The organism is Pseudomonas asiatica, assembly GCF_040214835.1.
Taxonomy (GTDB): domain Bacteria; phylum Pseudomonadota; class Gammaproteobacteria; order Pseudomonadales; family Pseudomonadaceae; genus Aquipseudomonas; species Aquipseudomonas putida_Z.
Window position 1 is genome coordinate 4,993,965 of the sequence record NZ_CP157874.1, and the last position, 12,234, is coordinate 5,006,198.

The 12,234-nt window shown below is 64.9% G+C and carries 11 protein-coding genes and 1 pseudogene; 8 read left to right on the forward strand and 4 right to left on the reverse strand.

The window, feature by feature from the left end:
- Positions 1-115: 115 nt before the first annotated feature.
- Positions 116-997, forward strand: a pseudogene (locus tag ABNP31_RS26280) (methyl-accepting chemotaxis protein); the annotation flags it as partial.
- A 198-nt stretch (positions 998-1,195) separates the two neighbouring features.
- Positions 1,196-1,900 carry a methyl-accepting chemotaxis protein gene (locus tag ABNP31_RS26285; protein ID WP_433916062.1) on the forward strand — a complete coding sequence of 235 codons (705 nt, stop codon included), beginning with the start codon at positions 1,196-1,198 and terminating at the stop codon, positions 1,898-1,900.
- A gap of 139 nt (positions 1,901-2,039) precedes the next feature.
- Here ABNP31_RS26285 and ggt read toward each other — a convergent pair whose 3' ends face one another.
- The 3 genes from ggt to ABNP31_RS22320 form a co-directional block, all read right to left on the reverse strand.
- A complete protein-coding gene (ggt, locus tag ABNP31_RS22310; protein ID WP_085664469.1) occupies positions 2,040-3,707 on the reverse strand; it encodes a gamma-glutamyltransferase in 1,668 nt (555 codons plus the stop codon).
- A 117-nt stretch (positions 3,708-3,824) separates the two neighbouring features.
- The gene (locus ABNP31_RS22315; RefSeq protein ID WP_025340651.1) at positions 3,825-4,721 is read right to left on the reverse strand and encodes a LysR family transcriptional regulator; all 897 of its coding nucleotides are present in this window, start codon (positions 4,719-4,721) and stop codon (positions 3,825-3,827) included.
- A gap of 183 nt (positions 4,722-4,904) precedes the next feature.
- Entirely contained in the window at positions 4,905-5,495 is a 591-nt protein-coding gene (locus tag ABNP31_RS22320; RefSeq protein WP_025340652.1) for an NAD(P)H-dependent oxidoreductase, read from the reverse strand.
- A gap of 154 nt (positions 5,496-5,649) precedes the next feature.
- Between ABNP31_RS22320 and ABNP31_RS22325 the strand changes: the two genes are divergently transcribed.
- Positions 5,650-5,964, forward strand: coding sequence for a putative quinol monooxygenase (locus ABNP31_RS22325; protein ID WP_003258316.1), 315 nt, complete (start codon positions 5,650-5,652; stop codon positions 5,962-5,964).
- On the opposite strand, the gene ABNP31_RS22330 is transcribed toward ABNP31_RS22325, so the two are convergent.
- A complete protein-coding gene (locus tag ABNP31_RS22330) occupies positions 5,954-6,718 on the reverse strand; it encodes a sulfite exporter TauE/SafE family protein (RefSeq protein ID WP_085664473.1) in 765 nt (254 codons plus the stop codon). The genes ABNP31_RS22325 and ABNP31_RS22330 overlap by 11 nt on opposite strands.
- Before the next feature lie 77 nt (positions 6,719-6,795).
- Here ABNP31_RS22330 and ABNP31_RS22335 point away from each other — a divergent pair, with 77 nt between their 5' ends.
- The 5 genes from ABNP31_RS22335 to ABNP31_RS22355 all read left to right on the forward strand — a co-directional run bounded on the left by ABNP31_RS22335 (position 6,796) and on the right by ABNP31_RS22355 (position 12,224).
- Entirely contained in the window at positions 6,796-7,677 is an 882-nt protein-coding gene (locus ABNP31_RS22335) for a LysR substrate-binding domain-containing protein (RefSeq protein WP_085664474.1), read from the forward strand.
- Between the two features lie 279 nt (positions 7,678-7,956).
- A complete protein-coding gene (locus ABNP31_RS22340) occupies positions 7,957-8,562 on the forward strand; it encodes a CDP-alcohol phosphatidyltransferase family protein (RefSeq protein ID WP_085664475.1) in 606 nt (201 codons plus the stop codon).
- Between the two features lie 30 nt (positions 8,563-8,592).
- Positions 8,593-10,347, forward strand: a complete 1,755-nt coding sequence (locus tag ABNP31_RS22345; RefSeq protein ID WP_085664477.1) for a bifunctional alpha/beta hydrolase/class I SAM-dependent methyltransferase — start codon at positions 8,593-8,595, stop codon at positions 10,345-10,347.
- Positions 10,348-11,796, forward strand: a complete 1,449-nt coding sequence (locus tag ABNP31_RS22350; RefSeq protein WP_350012770.1) for a serine/threonine protein phosphatase — start codon at positions 10,348-10,350, stop codon at positions 11,794-11,796.
- Positions 11,793-12,224 carry a hypothetical protein gene (locus ABNP31_RS22355; protein ID WP_350012771.1) on the forward strand — a complete coding sequence of 144 codons (432 nt, stop codon included), beginning with the start codon at positions 11,793-11,795 and terminating at the stop codon, positions 12,222-12,224. The genes ABNP31_RS22350 and ABNP31_RS22355 overlap by 4 nt, the downstream gene beginning before the upstream one ends.
- Positions 12,225-12,234: the final 10 nt, after the last annotated feature.

Consider the following 12,234-nt stretch of genomic DNA (forward strand, 5'->3'; position numbering starts at 1 on the left):
CATCAGCGTCAACCTCAAACTCGGCCTGGGCTTCGGCCTGGTACTGATCCTCACCGGCCTGCTGGCCCTGACCGGCTGGACCAGCCTGGGCAGCCTGATCGACCGCAGCAACTGGATGGGTGATATCGGCCAGCTCAACAAGGACCTGACCGACCTGCGCATTGCCCGCCTGCAGTACATGATCGCCAACGGCGACGATGCCGCCGCCGCCAACACCCAGACCAAGCTGGACGCCTTCAGCAAACAGCAGGCCTACCTGGCCAGCACCTTCAAGAGCCCGGAAAACATCAAGCTGCTGGGTGAACTGGGCGAGACCATCAGCGCCTACAAGGTGTCGCTGAACAAGATGCGCCAGGGCTACGACGCCACCCGCACCGCGCGCACGGCCATGGACGGTTCGGCCAGCCGCGCCGACCAAGCCATGGACGCCCTCAGCCAGGAAGTCATGGCGCGCCCAGAAGCCGACAGCGTGCGCCTGGCCCAGTACCAGCTGATCAGCAAGGCCCGCCAGCAACTGCTGCAGGTGCGCATCGACGTACGCGGCTACATTGCCGAAAACAGCGCCGCCAACGAGCAGGCCGCCCTGCGCCAGCTGGACGCCGCCCTGGCCGAAATCGACAACCTCAAGCGCCAGCTGCCGGCCGAAGACACGCGCCTGCAACAGTTCGAAGGCTCGGTGCTGGCCTACCGTGACGCCGTGCGCCAGTTCCGCGATGCGGTCGCCAACATCACCACTGCGCGCGCCGAAATGACCGTGCAGGGTGCCGACATCGTCAAGCGCAGCGACGCGCTGTACCAGATCCAGCTGCAGCGCCGCGACATCGAGAGCACCCAGGCTCGCAGCCTGCAGGCCATCGCCACGCTGCTGGCGCTGCTGGTCGGCGTGCTGGCGGCAGTGCTGATCACCCGGCAGATCACCCGCCCGCTGCGCGACACCATGGCGGCAGTGGAAAAGATCGCCAGCGGCGACCTCACCCAGCATCTGCGCGTCACCCGCCGCGACGAACTGGGCGCGCTGCAACAAGGCATCGCCCGCATGGGCACCACCTTGCGCGAGCTGATCAGCGGCATCCGCGACGGCGTCACCCAGATCGCCAGCGCTGCCGAGGAACTGTCGGCAGTGACCGAGCAGACCAGCGCCGGCGCCAACAGCCAGAAGGTAGAGACCGACCAGGTGGCCACCGCCATGCACGAAATGGCCGCTACCGTTCAGGAAGTGGCGCGCAATGCCGAACAGGCCTCGCATGCCGCGACCGGTGCCGATGACGAAGCCCGTGCCGGCGACCGCGTGGTGGGCGAAGCAATTGGCCAGATCGAGCGCCTGGCCGAGGACATGCACCGCTCCACCGAAGCCATGAACCTGCTGCAGCAGGAAAGCCAGAAGATCGGCAGCGTGATGGACGTGATCAAGTCGGTGGCCGAACAGACCAACCTGCTGGCGCTGAACGCAGCGATCGAGGCGGCGCGTGCCGGCGAGGCCGGCCGTGGTTTTGCCGTGGTCGCCGATGAAGTGCGCGGCCTGGCCCAGCGCACGCAGAAATCCACCGAAGAGATCGAAGAACTGATCGCCAGCCTGCAGCATGGGACCCAGCAAGTGGCTACGGCCATGCAAGGCAGCCGTACCCTGACCGACAGCAGCGTCGAGCTGGCGCGCAAGGCCGGGGCTTCGCTGGAGAGCATCACCAGCACGGTGTCGAGCATCCAGTCGATGAACCAGCAGATTGCCGCGGCGGCGGAGCAGCAGAGTGCGGTGGCGGAGGAGATCAGCCGCAGCATCCTGAATGTGCGCGATGTGTCGGAGCAGACGGCGGCTGCCAGTGACGAGACGGCGGCGTCCAGCGTGGAGTTGGCGCGGTTGGGTGGGCAGTTGCAGACGTTGGTCAGCCAGTTCCGCGTCTGATCCTGGAATTTTGGGGGCCGCTTTGCGGCCCTATCGCGACACAAGGCCGCTCCCACATTGATCGGCGTACGCAGGTCTTTGTGGGAGCGGCCTTGTGTCGCGATAGGAGGGCAAAGCCCTCCCAGCGATGGAACAGGTATTACTTGACGATCATCCCTACCCCACGCCCACGCGGATCCGAAGCGGTCTCCAGCTTCGTCCCATCAACCCGGATCGCCTGGATATCCCCCATCTCCCAGCCCTGGTCCTCCAGCACATAGCCCATCTTCTTCAGTTCATCAGCCACCGGCCCGGTCAGCGGCGCATAGCTGTCGAAGTAGATGGTGTCCTTGGGCAGCAACTGATGGTGCACGCGCTGCGCCGCCACCGCCTTGTCCAGCGGCATGTCGTAGTCGTACAGGTTGTTCATCACCTGGAAGATCGAGGTGAAGATCCGCGACCCACCCGGGGTACCGATGACCAGCTCGACCTTGCCATCACGGGTCATCAGGCTGGGGCTCATGGACGACAGCATGCGCTTGCCCGGGGCGATGGCATTGGCATCGCCACCAACCACACCAAAGGCGTTCGCCGCCCCCGGCTTGGCGCTGAAATCGTCCATCTCGTCGTTGAGCAGGAAGCCGGCGCCTTTCACCACCACACCACTGCCGTAATCGAGGTTGAGGGTGTAGGTGTTGCTGACCGCATTGCCCTGCTTGTCGACGATCGAGAAGTGCGTGGTCTGGTGCGGTTCCAGGCCCGGCTTGACCTTGTCGGTGTCGGAAATGGCCTTCGGGTTGACCTGCGCGGCGCGCTTGGCCAGGTAGTCCTTGGCCACCAGCTGATCCACCGGCACTTTGGTGAAGGCCGGGTCGCCAAGGTAGTCGGCGCGGTCGGCGAACACGCGCTTCTCGATCTCGGCCAACAGGTGTATGTACTGCGCCGAGTTGTGCGCCACACCCTTGAAGTCCGCCGCGCGGTTTTCCTTGATGCCCAGCAGCTGGGCCAGGGCGACGCCACCGGAGCTTGGCGGTGGCGCGGTATACACCACGTTGCCACGCCAGCTCACGGCCATCGGCTCACGCCAAACGGCCTTGTAGTCCTTGAGGTCCTGTTTGGTGATCAGGCCCTTGTCGGCCTGCATCTGCGCCACCAGCAGGTCGGCGGTCTTGCCCTGGTAGAACTCGCTCACGCCCTTGTCGGCGATGCGTTCCAGGGTCTGGGCCATTTCCGGTTGCTTGAACAGCTCGCCGACCTTCATGTTGCCGAAGTAGTCGTTGAAATTGGTCGCGGTCTTGAACATGCCCTGGGCATCGTTGCGGTACTGGTACTGCTTTGCGGCCACCTTGAAGCCGTTTTTCGCATAGCCGATGGCCGGGGTCAGAAGCTCGCTCCAGGGCAGCTTGCCGAACTTCTGGTGCGCCTCCCACAACCCCATCACCGTGCCCGGTACGCCAGCAGCGCGTGCCCCGACAAGGCTGAGGTTCTCGATGACCTCACCCTTTTCGTCCAGGTACATGTTGCGCGTGGCGGCCCGGGGCGCGACTTCGCGGTAGTCGAGGAAGTAGGGTTTGCCGTCGACGAACAGGGTCATGAACCCGCCACCGCCGATGTTGCCGGCCTCGGGATAAGTCACCGCCAGGGTGAAAGCCGTGGCCACTGCCGCATCCACCGCGTTGCCGCCTTTCTTGAGGATGTCGGCGGCCACCTGTGCACCATATTGATCGGGCGCGGCCACCGCGCCGCCCTCAAGGTTGGCGGCATGAACCGAGGAACAGCTCAGGATCGCGGCTGCGAGAGCCAGGTACTGGAACGGAGCAATACGCATGACACTTCCTTGGTGTTGTTTTTGTTGAGCAGTCAGTAAGGCCGAAGCGCTTCGACTGTGCAATCAACCGCAGGAAGTTTCGCCGCCTGTGGACAGGATCTGTCGCGTTCAGGCAACTCAGCTGGCGTACATTGCCAACTTGCGCTGGATGAAATCGAGGAAGCACTGGATACGCAGCGCCAGCTGGGTGTTGCGGTAGTACACCGCATGGATCGGCTGGCGGTAGCCGTTGTTGGCTTCGCTCAGCAGCACTTGCAGGCGCCCGGTGCGGATGTCCTCGTGGGTCATGAAGTGCGACAGGCTGACGATGCCCTCGCCGGCCAGCGCCAGTTGGCGCAAGGTCTCGCCGCTGGAGGCGATCAGCGCCGGGCGGATGCTCCAGCGGTCACCCTGGGCATGGCGCAGTGGCCAGTGGTTGAGCGATTCGGGCTGGCTGAAGCCAAGCAGGCAGTGGTTGGCCAGGTCCTCGACCCGCTGCGGCGTGCCGTGCTGCTCGAGGTAGGCCGGGCTGGCCAGCACCTGTACCGGGCTGCAACCCAGGCTGCGCGCGTGCAGGCTGGAGTCAGCCAGTTCACCGATGCGGATCGCCACATCGGTGCTCTGCTCCAGCAGGTCGATAATCAGGTCGTCGGTATTGAGTTCCAGTTCGATCCCAGGGTATTGGCGGCGGAACTCGCCGATCCACGGCAGGATGGCATGCAGCATGAACGGCGCGGCGGCGTTGATGCGCAGGCGCCCGGTGGGGGTCTGGCGGTTCATCGACAGGCGCTCTTCCATCTCGTCCATCTGCTCCAGGATCAGCCGCGCGCGTTCGAGGAAGAAGCGGCCCTCCTCGGTCAGGTCCATGCGCCGAGTGGTGCGGTTGACCAGCGTGGTACCCAGCTTGCCCTCAAGGCGCGACAGGGTACGGCTGACGGCGGACGGGGTCTGGCCCATCTGCTCGGCAGCAGCGGAAATCGAGCCGCAGTCGATGACGGCGACGAATACCTGGAGTTCTTCGGATCGGGTTTTCACATCTGCGCCTGTGGTTGGTCTCTGCAGGGATTAGATAGCCGCTTGTCGAGGCCAAGTCCAGCGGTGCCTGTACGGGCCTCTTCGCGGGTGAACCCGCTCCCACAGGTACACCACAGTCCTTGAAAGCCGTGCAGCACCTGTGGGAGCGGGTTTACCCGCGAAGAGGCCAGCACAGGAAAAACCTTACTGTGCCTTGCCGAACACCTTGTCCAGATGCGCCTCATAGGCCGCCAAAGCAGCCGGCACATCCGGCCGCTTCATCACATCCACGGCCAGGAAAGTCGGCAGCCCGGTCATGCCGAGGAACTGGTTGGCCTTGTGGAACGGGAAGTACACTGCATCCACCCCTTTGCCCTCGAAGAAATCGCTCGGGTCGTCGAATGCCTGCTGCGGTGCATTCCAGGTCAGCGAAAGCATGTACTGCTTGCCGTGCACCAGGCCACCGCTGCCGTACTTCTGCGAGTAGTCCGCACGGGTACGGCCGTCGTTGGCATACAGGCTGCCGTGGCCTGCGGTGAACACCTCGTCGATGTACTTCTTCACGGTCCATGGCGCCCCCATCCACCAGCCAGGCATCTGGTAAATCACCACATCGGCCCAGAGGAACTTCTCCACCTCTTCCCGGGCGTCGTAGCCGCCGTCGATGAAGGTCTGGCGCACATCGAAACCGGCCCGGTCCAGGTGAGCGATGGCCGCTTCGTGCAAGGTCGCGTTGAGGCGACCGCCGGAGTGAGCGAACTGTTTACCACCGTTGAGCAAAAGGATCTTCTTCATGCGGGCCTCGCGGAAAATTCAGGCCGGCAGGTTAGGGGCTCGCGGGCGCGGGATACAGTAATGCATGGGCAAAATACAATTGACCTGAAGTCACGAATCAACAATACATTATTGCCTTAGAATCGCATCACCTCCCATCAACGAGTAGCGACCCATGAGTGAGCAGTACGCCTTCATCCTCAAAGCCAAGACCCGCCCGGAAATGGCTGAAGCGTTCGAAACCCTGTTCCGCGCCTACGTCGAGCCAAGCCGCCAGGAGCCGGGCTGCATCGAGTACCACATGCTGCGCGACAAGCAGGACCCGAGCCTGTTCGTGTTCTTCGAGGTCTGGGCCGACAAGGCCGCGCTGGATGTGCATTCGGCCCTGCCGCACATGACCGCGTTCTTCGAAAAACGCATGGACTACCTGGAACGCGATTTCGACATCCAGATGATCGACATGCTCAGCGCATCAAGCGCTAACCGCTGATCAGCAAATGGCCGCCGAGTGCGGCCAGGCCGATGAAGAAGCAGCGTTTGAACAGCAGCGCGCTGATGCGCTGACGCAGCCACTGGCCGGCCAGCATGCCGAGCAAGGCCGGCGCCAGCATCAGCAGCGAAGCACCCAGTGCCTGGCCACCCAGGGCATCCTGCCCGGCCAGGCCAACGGCCAAGGCCAGGGTCGAAACCGTGAACGACAGGCCCAGGGCCTGGACCATCTGATCCCGACTCAAACCCAGGCTCTGCAGGTAGGGCACAGCCGGTATCACGAACACCCCGGTCGCCGCCGTGACCACGCCCGTAACCAGCCCGCAAAGCGGCCCCGACCAACGCTCCCGCCCCGGTGCCAGGCGCAGGCCCGGGCCGACCAGCCCGTACAGCGCATACACCATCAAGGCCGCGCCCAGTGCATGTGCGGCCCAAGGGCCGCTGTTGATCCCCAGCCAGGCACTGCCCAGCAAGGTACCGACGAAGATCATCGCCAGCATCGGCCACAGGCGTGCCAGCAACCCCCGCAGGTGCCCACCGCTTGCCAGCTGCCACAGGTTGGTGAGGGTCGACGGCACGATCAGCAATGCCGCAGCCTGCGCCGGTGGCATAGCCAGGCCCAACAGGCCCATGGCGATGGTCGGCAGGCCGAGGCCGATCACGCCCTTCACCGCACCGGCCAGCAGGAAGGTCAGTACCACCAGCAGCGACAGCGCTGGGCCAATGTTCTGGTAGAAAGCGAGCAAGGTATTCATGGGCCGATGATGGCGTGCGCCGGCCGGGGTGAAAATCTGCCATATACTCAGCCAGACTCTTGCCAGGACAGAGCCACATGCATTTCGACCTGATCGACCTCAGGCTGTTCCAGCACACCCTGGAGTGCGGCAACATCACCGCCGGTGCCAGCCGCAGCCATCTGTCGCTGGCAGCAGCCAGTGCGCGCATCCGCGCCATGGAGGCATCGCTGGGCATCCCTTTGCTGGAACGCAACCGCCGTGGTGTACAAGCAACTCCGGCAGGCCAGGCACTGCTGCAGCATGCCCGGCTGATAACGCAGCAGGTCGAGCGCCTGCAGTTCGACCTGGGCCAGTACGCACAAGGGCAGCAGGGCCAGGTGCGCCTGCTGTGCAACACGGCTGCGCTCACGGAGTACCTGCCGGAACTGCTGGCCGGCTACCTGGCTGAAAACCCTGGAGTCAGCGTGGATGTGCAGGAGTTGCCGAGCCTGCGCATCGTGCAATCGATTACCCAAGGCATGGCAGACCTGGGCATCGTTTCGACCGCCGCACCCAGCGCGCACCTGCAGACCCGGCCGTTTCGCGAAGACCCGTTGGTGCTGGTGACGCCGCAGCGCCATCCGCTGGCCAACGAGGTCGCGCCGAGCTTCATCGATAGCCTGGCCCATGGCTATGTCGGCCTGGGGGCTGGCAGTGCACTGGCGTTGTACCTGGAAGAGCAGGCGCTGCGCGAGGGGCGGCGCATGCGGGTTCGGGTGCGTGCCGAAGGGTTCGATGGCGTGATCCGCATGGTCGCGGGCGGGGCCGGGGTGGGAGTGGTGCCGCTGGCTGCGGTGAAGCGTTGGCAAGGGGTGTTGCCGTTGCACTGGGTGGCGCTGACGGAACCATGGGCCAATCGCCGGTTGCTGGTGTGTGCACGCGATTTTGCGGCATTGCCGGGGTATGCCGCAGGGTTGGTAACCACCCTCACCCGCTGACGGAGTGGATGGCACGGGCTTCGCCCGTGTTCGCGGGTAAACCCGCTCCCACAGGATATGTGGTATCTCTCGGACGGACACTATACCTGTGGGAGCGGGCGAGCCCGCGAAGCAGGCACCGCGATTGATGGCGGGCTTCGCCCGTGTTCGCGGGTGAACCCGCTCCCACAGGATATGTGGTATCTCTCGGATGGACGCTATACCTGTGGGAGCGGGTTTACCCGCGAAGAAGGCTCACACACAATGGCGCCGTAACGACCCACCGAAAAGGACTTTCCAGTGGCATCGATCTACCAGCTCAAACCGCGCTTCCAGGCCATGCTCCGCCCTGCTGTCCAGCGCCTCAACGACCGCGGTGTCACCGCCAACCAGGTCACCGTAGCCGCCGCCCTGCTGTCAATCCTGCTGGGCCTGCTGCTGGCTGCCCTGCCCCATCTCACCTGGCTGTTCATCCTGATTCCTGTCTGGATGCTGCTGCGCATGGCACTGAACGCCGTCGACGGCATGCTCGCCCGGGAGTTCGGCCAGCAATCCACCCTCGGCGCCTACCTCAACGAACTGTGCGACGTGATCGCCGATGCCGCGCTGTACCTGCCCTTCGCCCTGCTGGCGGGTGTATCGCCAACCTTGGTCGTACTCGTGGTGCTTAGCGCCACCTTCAGCGAATACGCCGGTGTCATGGGCCCGCTGGCCGGCGCCTCACGACGCTACGACGGCCCCATGGGCAAGAGCGACCGGGCGTTCGCCTTCGGCGTGCTGGGTACCGGCGTCGCCTTCGGCGTGCTGCACGGCGCCTGGATCAACGGCTTGTTGCTGGTCATCCTCGCACTCTCGCTCTATACCCTCTACAACCGGGTTCGCCAGGGGCTGGCCGAAACCCGCTGAGCCCACTGCCGTCGTAAAAGGATGTCGACCATGCGCCAAGCGCAAGCGCTGCACTTCTCCACCCATGACGGCGTCGAGCTGCATTACCGTCACTGGCCTGCCACCCGTAACCAACACCAACCACGCCGGGCCGTGGTGATGTTCCACCGCGGCCACGAACACGGCGGGCGCATGGCCCACCTGGCCGATGAGCTGGATATGCCGGGCTACGATTTCTTCGCCTGGGATGCCCGTGGCCACGGCCAGTCGCCGGGCGCGCGCGGCGACAGCCCGGGGTTCGCCACCAGCGTGCGCGATGTGCAGACCTTCATCGAGCACATCCAGGCCCGCCATGGCATTGCCGAACAGGACCTGGTGGTGCTGGCGCAGAGCGTCGGGGCCGTGCTGGTCGCCACCTGGGCCCACGACTACGCGCCGAAGGTGCGCTGCCTGGTGCTGGCCTCGCCAGCGTTCAAGGTCAAACTGTACGTGCCGTTCGCCCGCCCCGGCCTGAAACTGCTGAAGGCCTTGCGCGGCAACTTCTTCGTCAACAGCTACGTCAAGCCTCGCCTGCTCACCCACGACCCCGAACGGGTCATGTCGTATGTGGCCGACCCGCTGATCAGCCGGCCGATTTCGGTAACCATGCTGCTCGGCCTGTACGAAGCCGCCGACCGGGTGGTGGCGGATGCCCAGGCCATCCAGCTGCCGACCCAGCTGCTGGTGTCCGGTGCCGACTTCGTGGTCGAACGCCAGCCACAGGAACGCTTCTTCGAACGCCTGGGCAGTGCGCGCAAGGAAATGCACATCCTGCCAGGCTTCTTCCACGACACCCTTGGCGAGCGTGATCGGGCCCATGCCCTGCGCCGTATCGAGCGGTTCGTCGAACATTGCTTCGCCAGCCCCGCCGCCCTGCCGTCACTGCTCGATGCCGACAAGACCGGCGCCAGCTGCGCCGAGGCCGAAAGCCTGGCCGCACCGCTGCCGCGCAACTCGCCCCGCGACCTTTACTGGCGTGCCACCCGTGCCGGGCTGCGCCTGGGCAAGGGGCTGTCCGAAGGTGTGAAGCTGGGTTTCGATACCGGTTTCGATTCGGGCAGTACCCTGGACTACGTGTACCGCAACCAGCCGACCGGCAAAGGCAAACTTGGCCGCCTGGTCGACCAGAACTACCTCGACGCCATCGGCTGGCGCGGCATCCGCCAGCGCAAGCTGCACGTAGAGGAACTGCTGCGCCTGGCCATCGCCCGCCTGCGCGAACAGCAGCGGCCGGTGCACATCGTCGATATCGCCGCCGGTCATGGCCGCTACATCCTCGAGGCCCTGCAGGAACTCGAACAACTGCCGGACTCGATCCTGCTGCGCGACTACAGCGAACTGAACGTGCAGCAAGGCAGCGCACTGATTGCCGAAAAGGGCCTGGCCGACATCGCCCGCTTCGTCCAGGGCGATGCCTTCGACCGCCAGAGCCTGGCCACCCTGGAACAACCACCGACCCTGGCCGTGGTCTCCGGCCTGTACGAACTGTTCGCCAGCAACCAGTTGGTAGGCAACTCGCTGGCCGGCCTGGCCGATGCGCTGGAAGATGGCGGTTACCTGGTCTACACCGGCCAGCCGTGGCACCCGCAACTGGAAATGATCGCCCGCGCCCTCACCAGCCATCGCGGCGGCGAGGCCTGGGTGATGCGCCGCCGCAGCCAGGCCGAAATGGACCAGCTGGTAGAGGCGGCGGGGTTCCGCAAGCTGGCCCAGCGCATCGATGAATGGGGCATTTTCAGCGTCAGCCTGGCACAACGGGTGCGCTGAATGAGCCCATCACGCGAGCCCGGGCTGATCCGCCGGGGCGTATTCTGGCTTCTGCTGCTGGGGCCGCTGTTTTTCCTCAGCTACGGGATGGCGAACAATCACACCGCCGGGCGCAGTGATGTCGGCAGCCTGGTGTTCGGCTGGGAAAGCCGCATGCCGTTGTGGCCGTGGACGATCATCCCGTACTGGTCGATCGACCTGCTCTACGGTTTGTCCTTCCTGCTGCCGCGCACGCGCCAGGAAATGGACCGGCACGCGCTGGCGCTGCTCACCGCGCAGCTGATCAGCGTCAGCTGCTTCCTGCTCTGGCCGCTGCGCTTCACCTTCGAGCGGCCGGAACTGGGCGGGGTGTTCGGCTGGATGTTCGATGTGCTGATGGGCTTCGACAAGCCGTTCAACCAGGCGCCTTCACTGCATATTGCCCTGCTGGTGATCATCTGGACGATGTTTGCCCGGCACGTGCAGCGCCAGCCCTGGCGTTGGCTGATGCATGGCTGGATGGCACTGATCGGGGTGTCGGTGCTGACCACCTGGCAGCACCATTTCATCGACGTGCCGACCGGGGCATTGGCGGGGTTCGTCTGCGTATGGTTGTGGCCATATCGGGGGCAGCTGCCCTGGCAGCAGGTGCGCCTTGCGCGGGATGCCAAGCGTTGGCGGTTGGCGTTGTTCTATACAGTGGGTGGGCTGCTGTGCGCAGTGCCTGTCGTTGCGTTGGGCGGCGCCTGGCTGTGGTTGAGCTGGCCGGCTGTATCGCTGGCTTTGGTGGCGCTGAACTATGGCGTGCTCGGTGCAGGCGGGTTTCAGAAAGGCGCCGATGGGCGCTTGTCGCATGCAGCCAGCTGGCTGCTGGCGCCTTATCTGGTGGGGGCGTGGGTCAACTCGCGGTTGTGGACCTGGCGGCACCCGCAGGCGGATGAAGTGTGTGATGGCGTCTACCTTGGGCGGATTCCTGGGTGTGGCGCGCAGTTCGCTGCGGTGGTCGATTTGTGCGCAGAGCTACCGTGCCATGTTCAGGACAGCGCGGACAATTGTAGGAGCGGCCTTGTGTCGCGAAAGGGCTGCGAAGCGGCCCCAGCAATATCTGCTGCGAAGCTGAAAATCTGGGACCGCTTCGCAGCCCTTTCGCGACACAAGGCCGCTCCTACACAGGTCGCGTCCGCCGTTGGCTACGCATGTTTTCCTACCCTGGACCTGATCGCCCCGGAAAGCCCATTGCTGCACCAGGCCGCCATCGCTATCGAACGCCTGCGCTCCCAAGGCCCGGTGCTGGTCTGTTGCGCCCTGGGCTATTCGCGCAGTGCCAGCGCCGTGGCCGCCTGGCTGGTGCTCACGGGCCGCTGCACTGACGCTCGCCAGGCCGAGGCGCTGATCCGCAAGGCCCGCCCCGGCGTGCTCCTGCACAGCGCACACCGCCAGGCCTTGCAACAGCTAGGGACACAACCATGACGCTGTACGTGGTGGCCAGCCTGCTGGGCCGTGGCAAACAACTGGAACGCCTGTCGGACGGCCTCACCCTGCTGGCCCTGGCCTACGGCCTGGCGCCCTTGCTGGGTACACAGTTGCAACCACTGGCCAGCCTGCTGTGCATTGCGCTGCTGGTACTAGGCGTGCTGCACAAGTACTGGGCCATTCGCGTGGCCCTGGATGCCGAACTGTTCGCCCGCCTCGCCGCCAGCCGCGACCTGGCGGCGGACACCCAGGCCCTGGACCACGCCCTGTTCGAGCTGAAACTCAAACCGCAGGCCACCGATTCCCGCGCCTGGCCTGCACGCAGCCAGGCCGCGCTGGCCCTGTTACGCCGCCAGGCAGTGTGCCTGGGCCTGCAGCTGTCGCTGGCCTTGGCTACCCTGCTGACACTGCCTTTGAAGGGATGACTACCGATCC